This is a genomic window from Streptomyces sp. NPDC001634, assembly GCF_040298185.1.
Taxonomy (GTDB): domain Bacteria; phylum Actinomycetota; class Actinomycetes; order Streptomycetales; family Streptomycetaceae; genus Streptomyces.
Genome location: NZ_JBEOZU010000022.1, coordinates 91832 through 110887, shown reverse-complemented (window position 1 = coordinate 110887; position 19056 = coordinate 91832). Strand labels below are relative to the sequence as shown.

The 19056-nt window shown below is 71.0% G+C and carries 21 protein-coding genes and 2 pseudogenes; 10 read left to right on the top strand and 13 right to left on the bottom strand.

What is annotated here, in order from left to right:
• Positions 1 to 14 precede the first annotated feature (14 nt).
• Positions 15 to 887, top strand: coding sequence for an acyl-CoA thioesterase (locus tag ABT186_RS17190; RefSeq protein WP_351229892.1), 873 nt, complete (start codon positions 15 to 17; stop codon positions 885 to 887).
• A gap of 46 nt (positions 888 to 933) precedes the next feature.
• Here the strand turns inward: ABT186_RS17190 and ABT186_RS17185 are convergent, their stop codons facing one another.
• Both ABT186_RS17185 and ABT186_RS17180 read right to left on the bottom strand, forming a co-directional pair.
• Positions 934 to 1983: a DUF6397 family protein gene (locus tag ABT186_RS17185; RefSeq protein ID WP_351229890.1), complete on the bottom strand. Its 1050-nt coding sequence runs from the start codon at positions 1981 to 1983 to the stop codon at positions 934 to 936.
• A gap of 136 nt (positions 1984 to 2119) precedes the next feature.
• Positions 2120 to 2533 (bottom strand): roadblock/LC7 domain-containing protein, encoded by a 414-nt coding sequence (locus ABT186_RS17180; RefSeq protein WP_351229888.1) that lies wholly within the window; start codon positions 2531 to 2533, stop codon positions 2120 to 2122.
• A 94-nt stretch (positions 2534 to 2627) separates the two neighbouring features.
• On the opposite strand from ABT186_RS17180, the gene ABT186_RS17175 reads away from it, so the two are divergent.
• Positions 2628 to 3056 (top strand): PPOX class F420-dependent oxidoreductase, encoded by a 429-nt coding sequence (locus ABT186_RS17175; RefSeq protein ID WP_351229886.1) that lies wholly within the window; start codon positions 2628 to 2630, stop codon positions 3054 to 3056.
• Positions 3057 to 3060: 4 nt separating this feature from the next.
• Here the strand turns inward: ABT186_RS17175 and ABT186_RS17170 are convergent, their stop codons facing one another.
• The 5 genes from ABT186_RS17170 to ABT186_RS17150 all read right to left on the bottom strand — a co-directional run bounded on the left by ABT186_RS17170 (position 3061) and on the right by ABT186_RS17150 (position 8071).
• Positions 3061 to 3666, bottom strand: coding sequence for a GTP-binding protein (locus ABT186_RS17170; RefSeq protein WP_351229884.1), 606 nt, complete (start codon positions 3664 to 3666; stop codon positions 3061 to 3063).
• A gap of 195 nt (positions 3667 to 3861) precedes the next feature.
• Positions 3862 to 4275, bottom strand: coding sequence for a DUF742 domain-containing protein (locus ABT186_RS17165; protein ID WP_351229882.1), 414 nt, complete (start codon positions 4273 to 4275; stop codon positions 3862 to 3864).
• A 19-nt stretch (positions 4276 to 4294) separates the two neighbouring features.
• On the bottom strand, positions 4295 to 4732 hold the full coding sequence (locus tag ABT186_RS17160) for a roadblock/LC7 domain-containing protein (protein ID WP_351229880.1): 438 nt from the start codon (positions 4730 to 4732) through the stop codon (positions 4295 to 4297).
• Positions 4729 to 7251: a sensor histidine kinase gene (locus ABT186_RS17155; protein ID WP_351229878.1), complete on the bottom strand. Its 2523-nt coding sequence runs from the start codon at positions 7249 to 7251 to the stop codon at positions 4729 to 4731. Before ABT186_RS17155 ends, ABT186_RS17160 begins: the two co-directional genes overlap by 4 nt.
• A gap of 46 nt (positions 7252 to 7297) precedes the next feature.
• Entirely contained in the window at positions 7298 to 8071 is a 774-nt protein-coding gene (locus tag ABT186_RS17150) for an MHYT domain-containing protein (RefSeq protein ID WP_351229876.1), read from the bottom strand.
• Positions 8072 to 8223: 152 nt separating this feature from the next.
• Between ABT186_RS17150 and ABT186_RS17145 the strand changes: the two genes are divergently transcribed.
• The gene (locus ABT186_RS17145; RefSeq protein WP_351229874.1) at positions 8224 to 8823 is read left to right on the top strand and encodes a class I SAM-dependent methyltransferase; all 600 of its coding nucleotides are present in this window, start codon (positions 8224 to 8226) and stop codon (positions 8821 to 8823) included.
• Positions 8824 to 8826: 3 nt separating this feature from the next.
• On the opposite strand, the gene ABT186_RS17140 is transcribed toward ABT186_RS17145, so the two are convergent.
• The gene (locus tag ABT186_RS17140) at positions 8827 to 9585 is read right to left on the bottom strand and encodes an alpha/beta fold hydrolase (RefSeq protein WP_351229872.1); all 759 of its coding nucleotides are present in this window, start codon (positions 9583 to 9585) and stop codon (positions 8827 to 8829) included.
• A 106-nt stretch (positions 9586 to 9691) separates the two neighbouring features.
• Here ABT186_RS17140 and ABT186_RS17135 point away from each other — a divergent pair, with 106 nt between their 5' ends.
• A complete protein-coding gene (locus ABT186_RS17135) occupies positions 9692 to 10225 on the top strand; it encodes a PadR family transcriptional regulator (RefSeq protein ID WP_351229870.1) in 534 nt (177 codons plus the stop codon).
• Here ABT186_RS17135 and ABT186_RS17130 read toward each other — a convergent pair.
• The gene (locus tag ABT186_RS17130) at positions 10202 to 11107 is read right to left on the bottom strand and encodes an oxygenase MpaB family protein (RefSeq protein ID WP_351925630.1); all 906 of its coding nucleotides are present in this window, start codon (positions 11105 to 11107) and stop codon (positions 10202 to 10204) included. The genes ABT186_RS17135 and ABT186_RS17130 overlap by 24 nt on opposite strands.
• Positions 11108 to 11206: 99 nt before the next feature.
• Here ABT186_RS17130 and ABT186_RS17125 point away from each other — a divergent pair, with 99 nt between their 5' ends.
• The 3 genes and pseudogenes from ABT186_RS17125 to ABT186_RS17115 all read left to right on the top strand — a co-directional run.
• Entirely contained in the window at positions 11207 to 11503 is a 297-nt protein-coding gene (locus tag ABT186_RS17125; protein WP_351229868.1) for a hypothetical protein, read from the top strand.
• A 131-nt stretch (positions 11504 to 11634) separates the two neighbouring features.
• Positions 11635 to 12480 carry a hypothetical protein gene (locus ABT186_RS17120; protein ID WP_351229866.1) on the top strand — a complete coding sequence of 282 codons (846 nt, stop codon included), beginning with the start codon at positions 11635 to 11637 and terminating at the stop codon, positions 12478 to 12480.
• A 227-nt stretch (positions 12481 to 12707) separates the two neighbouring features.
• A pseudogene (locus ABT186_RS17115) lies at positions 12708 to 13201 on the top strand (tannase/feruloyl esterase family alpha/beta hydrolase); the annotation flags it as partial.
• 18 nt (positions 13202 to 13219) lie between these two features.
• Here ABT186_RS17115 and ABT186_RS17110 read toward each other — a convergent pair.
• Positions 13220 to 13402: a tail-anchor membrane protein gene (locus ABT186_RS17110; RefSeq protein ID WP_351229864.1), complete on the bottom strand. Its 183-nt coding sequence runs from the start codon at positions 13400 to 13402 to the stop codon at positions 13220 to 13222.
• Positions 13403 to 13649: 247 nt separating this feature from the next.
• A complete protein-coding gene (locus ABT186_RS17105; RefSeq protein ID WP_351925637.1) occupies positions 13650 to 13817 on the bottom strand; it encodes a hypothetical protein in 168 nt (55 codons plus the stop codon).
• An 84-nt stretch (positions 13818 to 13901) separates the two neighbouring features.
• On the opposite strand from ABT186_RS17105, the pseudogene ABT186_RS17100 reads away from it, so the two are divergent.
• Positions 13902 to 14093: pseudogene (locus ABT186_RS17100) on the top strand (esterase-like activity of phytase family protein); the annotation flags it as partial.
• Between the two features lie 77 nt (positions 14094 to 14170).
• On the opposite strand, the gene ABT186_RS17095 reads toward ABT186_RS17100, so the two are convergent.
• Positions 14171 to 14707, bottom strand: a complete 537-nt coding sequence (locus ABT186_RS17095; RefSeq protein ID WP_351925628.1) for a hypothetical protein — start codon at positions 14705 to 14707, stop codon at positions 14171 to 14173.
• Positions 14708 to 14839: 132 nt separating this feature from the next.
• Complete coding sequence (xylA, locus tag ABT186_RS17090) at positions 14840 to 16006, bottom strand: xylose isomerase (protein ID WP_351233998.1); 1167 nt, start codon at positions 16004 to 16006, stop codon at positions 14840 to 14842.
• 199 nt (positions 16007 to 16205) lie between these two features.
• Between xylA and xylB the strand changes: the two genes are divergently transcribed.
• Both xylB and ABT186_RS17080 read left to right on the top strand, forming a co-directional pair.
• Positions 16206 to 17651, top strand: coding sequence for a xylulokinase (gene xylB / locus ABT186_RS17085; RefSeq protein WP_351234000.1), 1446 nt, complete (start codon positions 16206 to 16208; stop codon positions 17649 to 17651).
• A 17-nt stretch (positions 17652 to 17668) separates the two neighbouring features.
• Entirely contained in the window at positions 17669 to 18877 is a 1209-nt protein-coding gene (locus ABT186_RS17080; RefSeq protein WP_351234002.1) for an ROK family protein, read from the top strand.
• Positions 18878 to 19056 lie beyond the last annotated feature (179 nt).

Here is a 19056-nt window from a genome sequence, read left to right as displayed (position 1 = left end):
GGAGAAACCCACCCATGACGAACCCAGCCGAGAGGCTCGTCGACCTGCTCGACCTGGAGCAGATCGAGGTCAACATCTTCCGTGGCCGCAGCCCCCAGGAGTCCCTGCAACGGGTCTTCGGAGGCCAGGTGGCCGGCCAGGCGCTGGTCGCCGCGGGCCGCACCACGGACGGCGAACGGCCGGTGCACTCGCTGCACGCGTACTTTCTGCGCCCGGGCATCCCGGGCGTGCCCATCGTGTACCAGGTCGAAAGGGTCCGTGACGGGATGTCCTTCACGACCCGCCGGGTCACGGCCGTGCAGCGGGGCCGCACGATCTTCAATCTGACCGCCTCCTTCCACAAGCCTGAAGAGGGGAGCTTCGAGCACCAGTTGCCGCCGGCCCGCAAGGTGCCGGACCCGGAGTCGCTGCCGACGGTGGCGCAGGAGGTCAAGGAGCATCTCGGCGCACTGCCGGAGACGCTGGAGCGGATGGCCCGCCGGCAGCCTTTCGACATCCGCTATGTGGACCGGCTGCGCTGGAGCACCGAGGAGATCAAGGACACGGAGCCGCGCAGTGCTGTCTGGATGCGAGCCGTCGGTCCGCTCGGGGATGACCCGCTCGTGCACACCTGCGCGCTCACGTACGCGAGCGACATGACGCTCCTGGACGCCGTCCGCATCCCGGTCGAACCGCTGTGGGGGCCGCGCGGTTTCGACATGGCGTCACTCGACCACGCCATGTGGTTCCACCGGCCGTTCCGCGCGGACGAGTGGTTCCTGTACGACCAGGAGTCCCCCATCGCGGTGGGCGGCCGGGGTCTGGCCCGGGGCCGCATCTACGACGTCGAGGGGCGCCTGCTCGTCTCGGTCGTCCAGGAGGGGCTGTTCCGCAGACTCGAGCGGTGACGGCGTGTGCGTTCGGCGCCCGGCCGGGCCCCCGGCGGGGCGCCGGTCATGGGTTTCTGCGGCGCAGCCACCCGAACATGCCTCGCGATCGCGTCGCCTCCTGCAGCACGGCCGGGGCCTGAAGGGCCGTCGTGGCAACAGGCCCGGACGTGGCCCTACGAACAGTGCCAGCCCTACGGATCGTGGTGTTCCCGCAGGCGGCAGAGTTCCCGCAGAGCGTCGTGGTTCCAACTGCGGTCGCCAGCTCGGGTGGCCGTTCGTCCGGGGCTCCCGGTGGAGGCTGTGGAGCGGGCCTGTGTTGGCGGGCCTCGATGAGGGCCTGCCACAGGTCGGCCCGCAGCCATCCGATCTCGTCGGGATCTTGTGCCGTCATGATCCGCGCGGCGATCCGGACCGCGGGCGAGTCGGGCGCCCCGTGCACGGACTGCGCGGGCCGCAGACGATGCAGTTGAGCGCGCTCGTAGGGATCCCGGACGATCTCCGCCACCTGCACCGGATCCAGCACAGAGGCCACCACGGCGGCCTTCGCCCATGGGTCCTCCGTCTGCCGCAACTGGAATCCGAGGTTGCGCCCACGCCAGTTACGGGGCCGCAGATCCAGCCCGGCGTCCAACTGGTCGCGCAGCCCCTCCGGCGTCCGGCCGGTGAGCAGCGGCCCGTTCTTCTCCGCGGCGGCGAACTCCCTCACCTCCTCGGCCAGATACAGCCAGACCACGGCCCTGTAGCGGTTCAGGTACCACTTCACCGGAGCCACCAGGCCCAATCGTGCGAATCGCGTGAACCGCATGGGTGTCACCCCCATCAGGGCCGCACCGTCCCTCGTGCCCACCACCCTGACCCGCTTCCGCAGGTCTTCGGGGAACCCGTCCTCGGAGCGCACTCGGTCGATCTCCCCACGAGTGACACGGCGGCCTCCCCCGCCCTCGTCGGGGATAGTCCGCACGCACCCGAGCTGTACCGCGAGATCCAACTCGCCTTTCTTGAGGTCCAGTTCCTGTGCGGCGCGGCTCAACGCCAGCGACGAACGCCGCGCCGTGGAGGCGGCGACGACGCCCGTGGTTCCGGCGATGGTGGATGTGATCGTGCGTGCCGACATGGCAGTTCTCCCCCGTGGAGTCCGTTGCGGGCGCCGTATGCGCCTGCTTCGGAAAAAACCGTAGCCGGATCGCCGGATCACGGAGCGAGCCTGTGGATAACTCTGCCCGCCCCAGCGTTCACCCAGGTCAGGACATTCAGAGGTCCACGGTCGGCGTGTGCTCTCGCTCCCGCTCGGCCACGGCCAGGTGCTCCCCGACCCGGTTGACGAGCAGCGTCATCTCGTAGGCGATCTGGCCGATGTCGGCCTCGGCGGCGCTGAGCACACACAGGCAGCTGCCGGGTCCGGCCGCCGTGACGAACAGGATCGCGTCATCGAACTCGATCATGGTCTGGCGCACATCGCCCGCACCGAAGTGGCGACCCGAGCCCTTGGCCAGGCTGTGCAGCCCCGACGAGACGGCCGCGAGATGCTCGGCGTCCTCGCGCCGCAGCCCTGTGCTCGTACCGGTCACCAGTCCGTCGTTGGACAGCACCAGCGCATGTCGTATGTGCTCCATGCGCTCGGTCAGATCGTCCAGGAGCCAGCCGAGCCCCGTGTTCTGCGCCATGATCCGTTCTCCCCGTGATCTCGCTCCCCCTGGCCGGAGGATCCGGTCAGCCAGCCTTCACCACTGCCGCCGTCCCGGCAAGCAGGATGGGGGCATGGCACAGAAGATGACCGACGAGGAATGGCGAGCCTTCGTCTCGCACGGCACCCGCACCGGCAAGCTCTCCACGGTCCGTGCTGACGGAGGTCCGCATGTGACGCCGATCTGGTTCCTGCTGGACGGCGACGACGTGGTCTTCAACACCGGAAAGGAGAGCGTGAAGGGGCGGAATCTGGCCAGGGACGGCCGGGTCGCCCTGTGCGTGGACGACGACCGTCCCCCGTACGACTTCGTCGTGCTGCAGGGACGGGCGGAGCTGTCGGAGGACCTCGACCAGGTGCGGTACTGGGCGGCCCGGCTCGGCGCCCGGTACATGGGCGAGGAACGGGCCGAGGAGTTCGGCGCCCGCAACGGCGTTCCGGGGGAACTCCTCGTCCGCGTACGGGTCGAGAAGGTGCTGGCGTACTCGGCGGTCGCCGAGTAGCGCCTCATCCCACGGAGTCGAGCAGCCGGGCGGTGTGCATCCGCCCGGCGTACTCGACGAGACGGATCAGCACCTCCTTCCCGGAGTCGCGGTCCCGGGCATCGCAGAGAACCACGGGAGTGCCCCGGTCGAGGTCGAGGGCGCGTGACACATCGTGGGCGCCGTAGGTGCGGGCTCCCGCGAAGCAGTTGACGGCCACCACGAACGGGATGCGCCGGTGCTCGAAGTAGTCCACCGCGGGAAAGCAGTCCTCGAGCCGCCGGGTGTCCGCCAGGACGACGGCACCGAGGGCGCCCTGGGAGAGTTCGTCCCACAGAAACCAGAAGCGGTCCTGGCCCGGCGTGCCGAAGAGGTAGAGCGAGAGTCCGGACCGAATGGTGATGCGTCCGAAGTCCATGGCGACGGTCGTCGTGACCTTCTGGTCCACGCCGTCGGTGTCGTCCACGGTCTGGCCGGCTTCGCTCAGCAGTTCTTCGGTGCGCAGCGGCCTGATCTCGCTGACTGCGCCCACCAGAGTGGTCTTGCCCACGCCGAATCCGCCGGCGACCAGTATCTTCAACGCCAGGGCAGTCATGTCACCCTCGGGGGCGTCCGAGTGCTCGGAGACCATCGATCACTTCTCTCGGGAGTGCCGACAACGGTCGACGTCAGTACATCCGTGCGGAGTCAGCATCATGACAACTGCGTCTCCTCTTCGAGGAGTTGGACCGCTATTTGCCCGATGTGACCAGCCCTCGCCCATTCGGTGCCCGAATGGGTGCACATAACGGCTCGGTTCCGGCCCACGGTGGTTCCGGTCCATCGTCTACAGCGCCCTGAGCCCCTCGATGACCTCGCGCAGGATCCGTTCGTCGGGCAGTTGCGCCGGCGGTACGGGGCGGCTGACCGTGACGCAGCCCAGTTCGAGGAGGTCTCCGAGGAGCACGCGGACAACACCTACGGGCAGGTCTGCGCCCGCGGCGAGTTCGGCGACGGACTGTGTCTCCGTACGGCACAGGTCGAGGATGGCGCGGTGTTCCGGGCCCAGCGAGGTGTCGTCGTCGACGTTGGGTGCCCCTGTGTCGAGCGAGACGAGGGCAATGAGGTCGAAGCGCACCCCGGTGGGGCCGGGTTTGGTGCGGCCGCCCGTCATCGCATAGGGACGGACCAGCGGTCCTGCCTCGCGGTCGTACCACTGGCTGCCCGGCCGGTACCCGGTGTCTGTCCTGTCCTCGGTCATCCGCGACCGCCTTCGGTCCTCATCCGGCGGCGGGCGGGTGTGCCGCCACACGGGGCGGTGTGTAGAGGTGCTCGCCGACACGTTTCACCATTCGCGCCATCTCGTATGCCACCAGACCGATGTCGGCCGTGACCGCGGTGAGGAGGGCCAGGCAGGAGCCGTCGCCGGCGGCGGCCACGAAGAGGAAGCCGTCGTCCATCTCCACCATGGTCTGTCGCACTCCGCCGGCGCCGAAGTGGCGGCCCGCGCCCTTGGCGAGGCTGTGGAAGCCCGAGGCGACGGCCGCGAGGTGTTCCGCATCCTCGCGGCTGAGGGCCGTGGAGGCTCCGACCGCGAGTCCGTCGTTCGAGAGCACCACCGCGTGCCGTACTTCGCTCACGCGCAGCACCAAGTCGTCCAGCAACCAGTCGAGTTCACCCGACCGCTGGACGGCCCTCATGCTCGGGTCCTGGATCATGCGGGGTCTCCTTCGCTGCTGTCTCCGACGGGGCCGGCGGCGTGACCGGGGGCGCGGCCACCGCCGCGGGCCCAGCCGTCGCGGTAGGCCGCCATGCGGTCACGTACGAGTTCGGGGGTGCGCTCTTCGTCACGCCGGGAGCGCCGAGCACTGGTCGCGGACTCCTCCGGGCGCTGTCCGCGCAGTTGCGGTGCGAGGTTCGCCTGTCGTACGCGTCGCGGGAGGTCTTCGGAGTCCTCGGAACCGTCCGCGGTGCGGTGCAGCCGCAGGGTGGCGACCGAGGGCGGCGGGTTCTCGGCCGACGTGTCGGCTTCGGCCGCGGTCTGACCGGAGGCCGGCAGCTCCGGCCGTTGCGCGGCCTGTTCGACAGGCTCCTTCTGTGCGGTGCCGGCGCCCACGCGCGCGTACTCGCGTTCCTCGTGCGGTTCGGCTTCGGCCGTACGGGGGGAACGTTCCGCCGCGTCGCTGTGCAAGAGGGCGGTCGGCAGGAGGACGACGGCGGTCGTGCCGCCGTAGGGCGAGGTCCGCAGATGCACCTTGATGCTGTGCCTGGACGCAAGCCTGCTGACCACGAAGAGGCCGAGCCGGTCGCTGTCGAACAGGTCGAGGGCCTCGGACTGTTCGATGCGCCGATTGGCCTCGGCAAGAGTCTCCTTGCCCATGCCGAGCCCCCGGTCCTCGACCTCGACGGCGTAACCGTTGCCGACGGGTTCACCGGTGATGCGCACGCGCGTGTGCGGCGGTGAGAACTGGGCCGCGTTCTCGACAATCTCGGCGAGGAGATGCGTGACGTCGGCGACGGCGGCGCCGATCACCGAGGCTTCGGGGAGTTGTCGTACCTCCACGCGCGCGTAGTCCTCGACCTCGGAGACGGCGGCCCGCACCACGTTGGTCAGTGAGACGGGCATCCGCCAGGCGCGGCCGGGTGCGGCTCCGGAGAGGATGATGAGGCTCTCGGCGTGGCGGCGCATGCGCGTGGTCAGGTGGTCGAGCCGGAAGAGGTCGCTCAGTTCGCTCGGGTCCTCGGAGCGGCGCTCCATGCTGTCGAGCAGATTGAGCTGGCGGTGCACCAGGACCTGGCTGCGCCGGGCGAGGTTGACGAACACCCCTGAGATGCCGCTGGCGAGTTCCGCGCGTTCGACGGCGGCTCGCAGGGCGGCGCGGTGCACCGTACCCAGGGCCTCCGCGACCTGGCCGGTCTCGTCCTCGGCGGGCGGCCCGGGCGGTGCTTCGGCGCGGACGTCGATCTCCTCCCCGGCGCGCAACTTGCTCATGGCCTGCGGGAGTTTGTGACGGGCGATCTCCAGGGCGCTGTTGCGCAGGCTGACCAGTTCGACGACGAGCCCGCGCCCGATGCGTACGGAGATGACGAGCGACGCGGCGACGGCGACGAGTCCCATGAGGACGGCGGCGCCGGCGGGGGTGAGCAGGCCGCGGGTGAAGGGATCGGCCCGGTCCGCGACACCGCTGCCCGCGTCGGCCTCGATGGTCCGCATGCCCTCCTGCACGCGCGCGTGGGCCGGGTTCCAGGTGGCTTCGGGGGCGGCACCGATGGCCGCGGCGCCGGGTCGACCGGCCAGCACCCGGTCCTCGATGGTGCCGACGTCGGCGTACGCGCTGCCCTTCGCGAGCCGACGCCAGGCGGCGCGTTCGGCACCGCTCAGGTCATCGACGGCGGTCTCGGTCAGGGTGCGGCGCGCGTCGACGGCACCGGAGAACAGCCTCAGGCGTTCGCCGTCGAGGGTGCCCGCAAGGCGGGCGCCGGCAAGGACCGCGTCCTCCTGGGAGAGCGACTCCCCCGCGCGGGAGAACTCGAGCAGGACGCGCGCGTCGGAGCCGAGGTCGGCGTCCTGGATGCCGGTGAGCGCGCCGCCCACCCCGAAGGCCCCGGCGATGGTCCTGGTGTACTGCCCGTACGTCTCGTCCCAGCCGACCCGGCGGGCGAGCACGTCATCGCGCAGGGACCGCAGATGTTCGGCTCCTGTGACAAAGGCTTCGAGCCGACCGGGCACTCCGGAGGGCAGATCGGCTCCGTCCGCGACGGTGTTGTGGTTGCCGAGCCGCAGTTTGGCCACGGCCTGGTCGGTGTTCTCCGCGAGTGTCTTCAGGTCGCTCTGCTGGTCGGCGGCGGGCCTGGTCGCATAGCGCACGGCGGCCGCGCGCTCGGCCTGGAGCGCGGCCACCGCGTCGGCGACCGGGGCACGGACGGTGGAGTCCACCTGCTGCAGTTGGCGCAGCCGGGCGACGTCCTGGGCGGTGCTGACGGTGGCGTAAGCCCACAGGGCGAGCAGAGAGATCACGGGCACCATCAGCAGGCAGACGATCTTCGCCCGAACGGTGCGGGGGCGTATGCGCCAGCTTCCCGCGCGCGGGGGTGTGCCGGATGGTTCCGCGCCGCCGGTCTCATCGGTCCTGGTGGGCTCGTCGGCGGGCGGGCCGGCGTGTGCGCGGCGGCCACGCAGCGGAGGCCGGGGCGGCGGCTCGGTGCCGACGTTGGGGGTCCTACGGGGTGTTCGCATGGCCTCCTCGCTCGGATGTGTCGGGACGTGCCGTCCGGGCCCGCGGTCAGCGGGCGACGCTCTCGACGGGTCGCTGGGCCGACGCGGAGGCCTCGCGTTCCCCGGCGGTCGGCGAGAGCGCGACGAACGCCGAGGTGAGGAAGAGATAGGACCCGAGGCCGACGGCGAGGGGGAAGATGAACTGCATCGCCGTGGCCCCGGGCAGGGCCGCGCCGGACGGCGTGACACGAACGCTCACCGCGAACATCGCGGTGTAGTGCATGCTGCTGACCGCTGCGCCCATGACGAGCGAGGCGACGGTGACCGCGACGGGCGACTTGATGTTGAGGCCCGCCCACAGGGCCGCGGTCGCCGCGACCACGGCGATCAGGATGGAGAGCCCTACGAGCATCGGGTCGTAGTGCACCTCCCCGTGCAGCCGAAGCGCCGCCATGCCCAGGTAGTGCATGCTCGCGACGCCGAGTCCGGTGGTGAGGCCACCGAGGAAGAGCGCCCGGGCACGGTCTGTGCTGTAGCCGACGGCGAAGACGCCGACGCCGACCACGATCATGGCGACGAGCAGGCTGAGGATGGTCATCGGCACGTCGTAGCGGATCTCGGTACCGGTGACGCTGAAACCGAGCATGGCCACGAAGTGCATGGTCCAAATGCCGGTGCCGATCGCCGAGGCCGCGGTGACGAGCCAGTTGCGACGCGACCTGCCGGTGGCGCCGAGCGCGCGGACCGTGCAGCGCAGCCCGAGGGCGGCGCCTATGCACGCCATTGCGTATGACAGCACGGGGGTCAGCCAGCCGAATGCGGCGTGGTCCAGGTGTCCCATGGCCCCGGGACGCTAGTCCGGTCAGGGGCGCGCTTCGGGGGCGCATTTCGAAAGGTGCCGGAATCTGACACAGACGGATCCTGGAATGATCGCGTCACGCTCGAACGTGTGCGCCGCCGCGTCCTTCCTGAAGGTGAGGGATTATGCGGAGCATGAGCGACGACCACACACGCGTCCGGGAGTTCTTCGGCGCACGCGCAACTGACTGGGACACCCGGTTCCCCGACGACGGCCCGGCATACGCGGCAGCCGTCTCCGCTCTCGGGCTGAGCGAGGGTGACCGCGTGCTCGACGCGGGCTGCGGCACGGGCCGGGCCCTCACGCCGCTGCGTGCGGCCGTGGGGCCCTCAGGAGTGGTTCTGGGGGCCGATCTGACCCCGGCGATGCTGGAGGCCGCCGTACGGGCCGGAAGGGGCCGCGACGGCCGGTTGCTGCTCGCCGACGTGGCCGCACTCCCTCTGCGCACGGAGTCCCTCGATGCGGTGTTCGCGGCGGGGCTGATCGCTCATCTCCCCCACCCGACGGAGAATCTGCGGGAGTTGGCGCGCGTCGTGCGGTCCGGCGGCCTGCTCGCCCTTTTCCATCCGATCGGCCGGGCGGCGCTCGCGGCCCGCCAGGGACGGCAGATCACCCCCGACGATCTGCGTGCTGAGTCCAACCTCGGTCCCCTGCTGGCCGGTTCCGGCTGGCGCATGACGTCGTACGTCGACGAGGACGCCCGTTTCCTCGTCCTGGCCGTCCGTGAAGGCTGAGCCTCAGCCGCGCCCCACCACCTCGGCGACCAGGAAATCGGGATTGTCGAACATGATGTTGTGTCCCGCGCCCGGCACGGTGACCACGCGGACGCCTGCGGCCTCCAGTCCCTCCCTGCCGTCCAGTTCGCCGCTCAGCTCACCCTGGAGGTAGACACGGTCCGCCGTCAGCGCCTCCAGCATGCGGCGCATCGTGGGGTTCGTACCGCGCACCAGGTTCGACGCCGTGCGGTGCAGGGCTCGCGGGTCGGCGAGGCGCATGGTCGCCGCCCAGGCGGGGCCGACCTTCTCCAGCACACGCGCGTGGCCGCCGTTTTCGACGTACTCATCCTCCGTGTAGCGGGCGATGCCACTGCTGCCGGCGCCGATCGGCGGGTTCGGATCGAGGTTGGCCTCCATGAGCACCAGCCTCGAGACGAGGTCGGGTCGCCGATGGGCGAGCACGATGGCCACGGAACCGCCCATGCTGTGCGCGACGAGTTCGGCGCCGGTGACCTGCGCCCGGTCCAGTGCGGCGGCCAGCGCGTCGGCGTGGCCCTCCAGGGTGTAGCCGAAGTCCGCCGGTCGGTCACTGATGCCGTGCCCCGGCAGGTCGACGAAGAGCGTTCGACGGCCGGTCAGCTCGGGCCGGGCCGCTATGTGCGCGTGGTAGACCGTAGAGGCCGCCCCCAGGCCGTGCACGTACACACGAGCGGGTTCCGCGCCGGCTGTCTCGATCCAGCGGATCAGGCTTCCGCGGCCGTCGAACTCGGCGTCCTTCATTGACTTCTCCTTCGTACTCCTGTGGCCTCCGCCGCCTTCAGGAGAATACATCGGATTCGAGGTATTACGGCTCCGATGTACAGCGAAGCTGCGGCAGAATACGGGCATGCTGGAGCTCGCCATCCTCGGTTTCCTGTACGACGCCCCGCTGCACGGCTATGAGCTGCGCAAGCGCATCACCGCGTTGACGGGGCACGTCCGGCCAGTCGCCGAGAGCACGCTGTATCCCGCGATCAAGCGACTGGAGAAGGCGGGACTGCTGGCGCGGACCACGCAGCCGGGCTCGGTGGCTGCTCCGCGTCACGTTCTGACGCTCACGGACGAGGGCAGGCAGGAGTTGCGCCGCAGGCTCGCGGAACCGGCGCAGCGCGACATCACCGACGAGAACCGGTGGTTCACAGTGCTCGCCTTCCTCAGCCACCTGGAGGACCCGGAGGCGCAGGCGGCCGTCCTGCGGCGTCGTCTCGCCTTCCTGGAGGAGCCGGCGAGCTTCTTCCTCGAGGACGACCGCCCCCTGCGCGCCGAGGAGGTGGACGACCCCTTCCGGCGCGGCATCCTCACGATCGCCCGGGCCACGAGTCGGGCCGAGCTGGCCTGGCTACGGACGACACTCGACTCACTCGGCGGGGGCGGATGCTGAGGTGCGTTCCTGCCGGACGGGGCAGCCCTTCACCCCGGGGACCGGATGGGTGCCCAGGTCGGCGATGCGGTAGCCGTTCGGGTAGCCCTTGATCTCCCAGTTCTGCCGCGCGTAGTGCGGAGCGTGGCGCGGGGGCATCAGGCGAACCAGACGGCCGCGGGCGCGGACCGCGCGGCGCACCAACGCGCGCGTGGCGGCACTCGGCGGCTCGTACCTGAACGCCTGGAGGAGCGAGTCGTCGAGGAGCGCGCGCGTCGCAAGGCGCAGAAGGGGTGCGAGCGGGCGCGGATACCAGGAGGCCATCAGGTTCAGGGTCGCGTCGGACACGCGGCGGGCCCCCGGGTCCCAGCCGAAGTGGGCCTCTTCGTAGGCGTCGAGAAAGGCCTCGAACTCCTCGTACGTCTTCGGGGTGTCCTCGATGCCCAGATGCCGGCCCAGGGTGCTGTAGTGCACGACGGAGGCGACGGTCTCGTGCTGCGACAGCCTGCGCCATCCGTAGGCGTCGATCCACCGCTTGGGCATCACCACGAAGGTGCAGAGCACGTACCGCATGTCCTCGTTGCTGATGTCGTAGCTACGGTGCATCTGGTTGATGCGGCGGATCGCGGTGCGGCCCTCGTCGCTGTCGAAGCCATGCTCGACGACGGTGTCGAGGAGTAGTGCGGTGTCGTCGTAACGCTTCTGTGTGCGGTCGGTGAGCTCGGCCGTCTCGGCGAGCAGCCGGCCGATGGAGGGGACGGCGTAGGTGCGGTACAGGGCCAGCTCAAGGGCACGGGTGTAGTCCCAGGGGAACTCGTAGGCGGCACTGAGCCGGTAGATCTCCCGGGCGTCCTTCTCAGGGTCCAGACGCCGAATCCGTTCAAGCCGTTCGAAGCGCTTCACAGTCTCGTCCCCCTTCTGCCGCCGGAACTCCAACTCTACGTTGAAGAGCAGCAGATGAACGGTCGGTGAAGGCAACCGCACAGGGGGAAGGTGGCCCACATGTTCGGCGGGATCCGAAAGTCGGTCAGCAGATTCGTCAAGTCCCTGCGCGCGGAGACGACCGCGGGCGGGGAGAAGCGCGCGCACAACCTGTTCGAGGCGGCCGCCGCCTATGTGTCGGCGTGTGCCGAGGACGACCAGGACCGGATGGACGAGGCCGTGGCATGGGTGTCGCCGGAGGCCCTGTCGTTCGGTGTGAGCGAGCTGGCGTGCCGAGCCGTCATAGCCCTTGCGCGGGAGCGCGACGAGTCGCCGGGGACGGTCGCGCGCACCCTTCTCGGCCTTCCCACAGCCTGATGCGGGCCCCACTCGGCCGTTTCGCCCCTGTCCAGCCGGAAAACTCCAGCTCCTCGCGAGATTCGCAGTCGTGACAACCGGCTTGCGCTCGCATTAGGGTGCGCCGACGAACGAACCATGGGGAGGATGGCATGGCCGGGACGGACGAGGACGCCGTCGCCGCCGAGGACGACGCGCTGTACGTGCTGACGGCGATTCTGTTGACGCCCGCGCAGTTCCCGAGCGTGCTGGGCAACGACTATCCGGAAGCCTGCGCGGCGCTCGATCTGCCGCCCGTGGTCGACGGGTACGGCCTGGTTCTCGGCCAGGACGGCGACGGTGCGCGCTGGACGGTCGTCATCGACGACGTGTCGCTGGTGGCGGTGGCGATCGCGTCGTGGGACTGCGGCATGGAGTACGAGCTGTCGCCCGACGAGCGGACGGTCGTCGCCGCGCTGCCGGGCTGGCCGCTGGCTGTGGCCGTCGCTGCACCCGGCGTGCCCGCCCCGCACGACCCCGAGCCCGAACTCACCGACCGCGAGCCGCTCTGCCCGCCGGACACCGAGACCTGGGGTCCCGCGCAACGGCGTCTGGGTGCCGACGAGATCGCACGCCAGTGGGCCATGTGGCGCGAGCAGATCAACGACGCCGCCTTCGCACCCGCAGACGCCGGTGAAGCGGCCGAGGAGTCCCCGGAGTCCGACGAGGCCGAGGGCGCCGGCAGCAAAAGGCGCAGCAGCATCCGCCGCGTCCTGGCGGAGGTGCGTGCATACGTGGACGCTCCCCCGCCGCCGGGTCGTGTCCGCTCCTGGTTCGCACCGGGTGACGCACGCACGCTGCGCGCCGACGGACCCGGCTGGTCCATGGTGGCCAGGACCGACGACATCGCGTTCGTCCTCCTGGACGAGGAGCCCGGCGAGGTTATCCCGGTGGGGCGCGGCCTGGAGTTGCCCGCGCTTCTGGAGGCACTCGACAAGGTGGCGGTACGCCCGGCCTGAGACGGCCGGGACGGGCACAGGGTATGAAGTCCGGGGCAGGTGGGACGGGGGTTGAATGGTGAGCGCCCATATGCCCCTCTGAGCCCGTGTGGCCCACACCCATGGCCGTCGGACCTCCCCCTCCCCGGTCACGCCATGGGGCAGCCCTGCGCTCCGCCCCAAACGGAGGCCTGTCATGCACCTGCCTTGAATCCTCGTGCTGTTCACCGCCGCTCTGCTGACGTCGGTACCCCGCCGGGTTCAGACCCGCGCACGACGCCGCCTGCCCCGGTGCGTCGGCCGGGTCGACGGCGGAGCAGACCCTGGCGCCCTGCCGCTCTCCGACGCGGCGTACGGCTATGAGGCGCGTCCTGGGTCCGAGCACCGTGCGGCGGCCCGCGTGGCCCTCACGGGGCGGATAGGCAAGCCGCTGATCACCTGTACCACGATTGGGACGCACTGCTGCCCAAAGCGACGGATTCCGACGTCTACGCGCGCATGGTGGAGAGCGGGCGCTGTCTGCTGCACCGCTACTACACCATCGAGGGCGGCACGCACGTCGACGGGCTGTACGACACAGCCGTCCCGAACGGCTGCGGCCGATTCTCCCTGCTACCAGGCGGCCTCCGACGCGCTCACCACGTGGGTGGAGCGGGGCGCGCAGCCGCCCGCGGACCGTACCGTCGGCAGGCCCGCGGGCGGTGATGTGATCGACTCCTGCGCACTCACGGGGGACGCGGCGGGCCGCCGGGCCCTGTCGTCAGCGGCCGAGCTCCTTGCGCGCGACCCGGCGCAGCCTGCGCCGCTGCGAGGGGTCCAGGGTGAGGTATGCGGCCGTCGGGACTCCCAGCACGATCAGGAGGACCGCCCACCAGGGCAGCCAGATCCACAGGATGAGTCCGACCAGCACTCCTCCCGCGGCGATCTTCGCGTTCTTCGACATGTGTCGCCTCCTTCGCGGCCACTGCCGCTCTCTGTTCTGAGAACGGGTGCGTGCCCTGCGCGGTTCCGGGCCATGACCCTGATACAACCCTGAGCCGCGACCCTCAGCTACCCCTGAGAACTCCCTCTCGGCGAGTGGCGTCGGCCGAACCGCGCGCGGCCGACGGCATGGACCGGAGTGCTGTACCCCCACAACCCTGGAAATGAAGTGTCAAATTTGAGGAGTCTCCGCGCCGCGCTGCCGGTCCTCACGCGCGCGTGCCGTCGGTCAGGCGCACCGGGCGGCCGTCTTCTGAGGTGCGGCTGCCGTGCTGCTTCCCCAATTCGCCGCGCGAGGACTGCCGTTGCCCGGCCTCACGGACGACGACCACGATGTCCGGCGTGTCGGCCCCCTGCGTGGGGAGGACCTGGAGCACGTCCGTGAGCTGACCGCGGAGATGCCGCCCGTGGCGCACGCGGTGCCGGTGGACCACGCCGAGCCGCTGCGGCTGCCCGGCCCGGAGCGGCTGGTCGTCGATCTGGGGCGAGGTCGGGGGCGTGCCTGGAACGATCGAGGGCGTGGCGCGCGTGGATCACGACACGCTCGCGCTCATCAGTGACAACGGCTTCGGAAGCCGGACGGTTCGGGCGCACTCGACGCGCAGGGTCGGCTGCTCGACCGCGGCGTCGAGACGACGGTGGTCGTCGTGCGCCACGCGCGCGTGCACCGTGACCGGCAGTGCACGCGCGCGTGGCGTTCGCTGTCACGGGGCGCCTGGAGCGACCTTTCTCACGGGGAGGCCGCCGGCGCTTCGAAGAGCGACTCGATGTCGCTCGGCAAGCCGCTGGGAAGCTCGCTCGGGAATCCCGACGGGAGCTTCGTCGGCAGGTTCGAGGGCAGTGCGGTGGGCAGCCCGGACGGGATGCCCAGGGACGGGGTCGACGAACGGCTCGCACTCACACTGCCATCGGTGGGCGACTTCTTCGACGAGCCTCCGCCGCTGTTCACCACCAGGACCACCGCGACAATCCCCAGTGCCACGATCACGGCCAGCACAAGGAACAGCATGTTGCGGCGCTGGCCGGGTGCGCCGGGCGGCTGCGGCGGCGGTCCGGGCGGCAGACCGTCGCCGCCGCCCGACGACCAGTGACCGCCGCCCGGCGGGGGACCGTATCCCCCGGAGCCGTAGGCCCCAGAGGACGGTCCGTAGCCCTCCGGCGGAGGGCCGTAGCCCCCGGGAGACGGTCCGTAGCCCCCGGACGGCGGACCGAACCCGCCATGGTCCGGAGGGGGCGCGTCTCCCGGCGGCTGGGGTGGCATGGCCATACCATCAAGAGTCGCCTCGAACCGGGCATGACGCGACCCCCACGCGGCAGTTGATACAGACTCATGTCGTGCATCGCATGATTCCGGAACAATTTCCGCGAAGACCGGCCACTCGGCAGAGGCCCACGGCGATCAGCCGCGGGCGCCCAGCAGGTGGTCCATGGCCAGCTGGTCCAGACGCTCGAAGGCCATCCCGGGCGCGCCGGCGGCCTCCACGTCGAACTCCTCGAAGGCGCTGCGGTCCGCGAGCAGCGCCTCGAGGCCGTCCGCGGCGGTCGGCTGGGCCAGCTGGTCCAGCCGGGAGGCACGCAAGGCCTCCTGGACCTCGGGATCTGCGCGGAAAGCGGCCGAACGCTCCTTCAGGATCAGGTAGTTGCGCATGCAGCCCGCCGCCGAAGCCCACACGCCGTCGAGGTCCTCGGTCCGCGGCGGCTTGAAGTCGAAGTGGCGCGGCCCGCTGTAACCGGCGCTCTCCAGGAGGTCCACCAGCCAGAACGCGGCACGCAGGTCACCCGCACCGAAGCGCAGGTCCTGGTCGTACTTGATGCCGGACTGGCCGTTGAGGTCGATGTGGAAGAGCTTGCCCGCCCACAGTGCCTGGGCGATGCCGTGCGGGAAGTTCAGCCCGGCCATCTGCTCGTGGCCGACCTCGGGGTTGACGCCGTACAGCTCCGGTCGCTCCAGGCGCTCGATGAAGGCCAGGGCGTGGCCGACCGTCGGCAGCAGGATGTCGCCGCGCGGCTCGTTCGGCTTGGGCTCGATGGCGAAGCGCAGGTCGTAGCCCTGGGAGGTGACGTACTCACCGAGGAGGTCGAATGCCTCCTTCATCCGGTCGAGCGCGACGCGGACGTCCTTGGCGGCACCGGACTCGGCGCCCTCCCGGCCGCCCCAGGCCACGTACGTCTTCGCGCCCAGCTCAACCGCCAGATCGATGTTCCGGATGGTCTTGCGCAGGGCGTAACGACGCACGTCACGGTCGTTGGCGGTGAACGCACCGTCCTTGAAGACGGGGTGCGTGAACAGGTTGGTGGTGGCCATCGGCACGGTCATCCCGGTCGTGTCGAGGGCCTGCCGGAAGCGCTTGATGTGCGCCTCGCGCTCGGTGTCCGAGGACCCGAAGGGGATCAGGTCGTCGTCGTGGAAGGTCACTCCGTAGGCGCCCAGCTCGGCGAGGCGTTGCACCGTCTCCACCGGGTCCAGGGCACGCCGGGTGGCGTCACCGAAGGGGTCCCTTCCCTGCCAGCCGACGGTCCACAAGCCGAAGGTGAACCTGTCCTCGGGGGTGGGCTGGTAGCTCATGCTGCGGCTCCTTGCTCGCTGAAGACTATTTCGTCATGGCGCTTAACAAATTAGTATGCGGAGGCATCTCTGGGAAGAGACGATGTGTCGTCGTACGAGACTTCGTACGGTGACGATGTGTGCACACCGGGCCGAGACGGCCCGGGACACGCCCGGAAACCGGCCAGAATCCCGCGAGCCGCGGAAGAGGGAGAGCCCGATGTCAGCAGCCGAGGGTCCGCTCGTCGTCGGGGTGGACTCGTCCACCCAGTCCACCAAGGCCCTGGTCGTCGACGCGTCGACCGGACGGGTGGTAGCGAGCGGGCAGGCACCGCACACCGTCTCGTCGGGCGCGGGCCGCGAGAGTGACCCACGACAGTGGTGGGACGCGCTGTGCGAGGCCCTGCACCAGTGCGGCGAGGCGGCCCATGAAGCCGCCGCGGTCTCGATCGGCGGCCAGCAGCACGGCCTGGTCACCCTGGACGAGCATGGCGATCCGGTGCGCCCGGCCCTGCTGTGGAACGATGTGCGCTCCGCGCCGCAGGCCCGCCGCCTGGTGGAGGAGCTGGGTGGCCCCAAGGCCTGGGCGGAACGCACGGGGAGCGTGCCGGGCCCCTCCTTCACGGTCACGAAGTGGGCCTGGCTGGCCGAGAACGAGCCGGAGGCCGTCCGCGCGACCGCGGCCGTGCGGCTGCCCCACGACTACCTCACCGAACGCCTGACAGGGCAGGGAACGACCGACCGCGGCGACGCCTCCGGCACCGGCTGGTGGGCATCCGTGACGGAGTCGTACGAGGAGGAGATCCTCGCGCACGTGGGGCTCGACCCCGCCCTGCTCCCGCGCGTGGTCCGTCCCGGCGAGGTGGCCGGCACCGTGCGCGACGCCCATGACCTTCCCTTCTCCAAGGGCACCCTGGTCGCGCCGGGCACCGGTGACAACGCGGCCGCCGCGCTGGGCCTCGGACTGCACCCCGGCACTCCGGTGCTGAGCCTCGGCACCTCCGGCACGGTGTACGCAGTCTCGAAGCGGCGCCCCGCCGACCCCACCGGGACCGTGGCCGGCTTCGCCGACGCGCACGGCGACTGGCTGCCACTGGCCTGCACCCTGAACTGCACGCTCGCCGTCGACCGGATCGCCACGCTGCTGGGCCTGGACCGCGAGGCCGTCGAACCCGGCACGGGCGTGACGCTCCTCCCCTACCTCGACGGCGAGCGCACGCCGGCGCTTCCACACGCTTCCGGGCTGCTGCACGGCCTGCGGCACGACACGACGGCCGGGCAGTTGCTGCAGGCGGCGTACGACGGCGCGGTGCACTCGCTGCTCGGCGCCCTCGACCTGGTGCTCGACCCGGACGCCGACCGCACGGCTCCGCTGCTGCTCATCGGCGGCGGCGCGCGGGGCAGGGCGTGGCAGGAGACCGTACGACGCCTCTCGGGCCGTCCCGTCCAGGTACCGGAAGCCAAGGAACTCGTCGCGCTGGGCGCCGCCGCGCAGGCCGCCGGGCTGCTGACGGGCGAGGACCCGGCCGCCGTCGCCCGGCGCTGGAACACCGCCCACGGGCCGGTGCTGGAGGCCGTGGAGCGGGACGAGGCGACGCTGGCCAGAATTGCCGGGGTACTCTCCGACGCGGCGCCGCTCCTGGAGCGGGAGCCGCACCGGCGCTGACAAGATCCGAGGGAGGCATGACCACACCGCTGCACGAAGCCCATCCGTCCAGCCCCGGCCGTCGGCTGCCGGACACCCAGCAGGGCATGCGCCGCCGCAATCTGGCGCGGGTCATGCACACCGTGAGCGCCGAGGGGCCGCTGTCGCGTGCCGCGGTGGCCTCTCGGATCGGGCTGACCCGGGCGGCGATCTCCACGCTGGTCGACGAGCTGATCCGGTCCGGACTGCTGGAGGAGCTGGGGCCGGAGCGGCCTGGCCGGGTGGGCCGCCCGGGGTCCGCGCTGGCCGTCAGCGGACACGGACCGGCCGGGATCGGTGCCGAGGTGGGCGTCGACCATCTCGCGGTGTGCGCGGTCGATCTGCGCGGTGTCGTACGGGCGCGGGCGGTACGGCACGGCACGAACCGCGGCCGCCCGCCTCAGCCGGTGCTCGGCGAACTGACCGACCTGATACGCCAGGTCGTTGCCGACGCGGAGGGGGAAGGGCTGTGGCCGGCGGGGGTCGCGGTCGCGGTGCCCGGTCTGGTCGCACGCGACGCCCGGACGGTGGTCCGCGCCCCCAACCTCGACTGGCACGACCTCGACCTCGGTGCACTCCTGCCCACGGAAATGCCGCTGACCGTGGACAACGAGGCCAACTTCGGTTCGCTCGCAGAACTCTGGCTCGGTGACGACACGCCGCACGACTTCCTGCACGTCTCCGCGGAGATCGGCATCGGTGGCGCTGTGGTCGTGGACGGGCGGTTGCTGCGCGGGACGCGCGGCTTCGCGGGCGAGCTGGGGCATGTGCCCGTGCGCCCGGAGGGGCCGGAGTGCGCCTGCGGCGGGCGTGGCTGTCTGGAGCAGTACGCCGGTGAAGAGGCGGTGCTGCGTGCGGCCGGGCTGACGCCGGGCGAGGACCGCGTCGAGCTGCTGGCCGAGCGTGCCGCGCAGGGCGACAAGGATGTACGCCGGGCGCTGCGCGGTGCCGGGACCGCGCTCGGCATCGCGCTGACCGGGGCGGTCAATCTCCTGGACCCGGAGGCGGTCGTGCTCGGCGGAGCGCTGGCCGCGCTCGCGCCGTGGCTCCTTCCCTCGCTGGAGCGGGAGTTGGCACGGCGGACGGCCGGACCTGCCTGTGCTGTGGCCGTCTCGCGGCTGGGCTCCGAGGGACCGCTGCTGGGTGCCGCGCACTCGGTGGTGCGGGCGGTGCTCGACGATCCCGCGGCGGTGGCAGCGCGGATATAGCGGGCCGACCTCCGGCCACTGTCGCTCCGGCCACCGTCCTTCCGGCCGCCCTCGCTCCAGTCGCCTCCGCCCCTCTTGGCCCCTTGCCCTGGGCCCCCCCGGACGGGTGACGGAGTTATCCACAGTCCCGTCGTTGTCCACCGAAGACATCGCGTCCTTCCTGCCCAACCGCCCAGCGC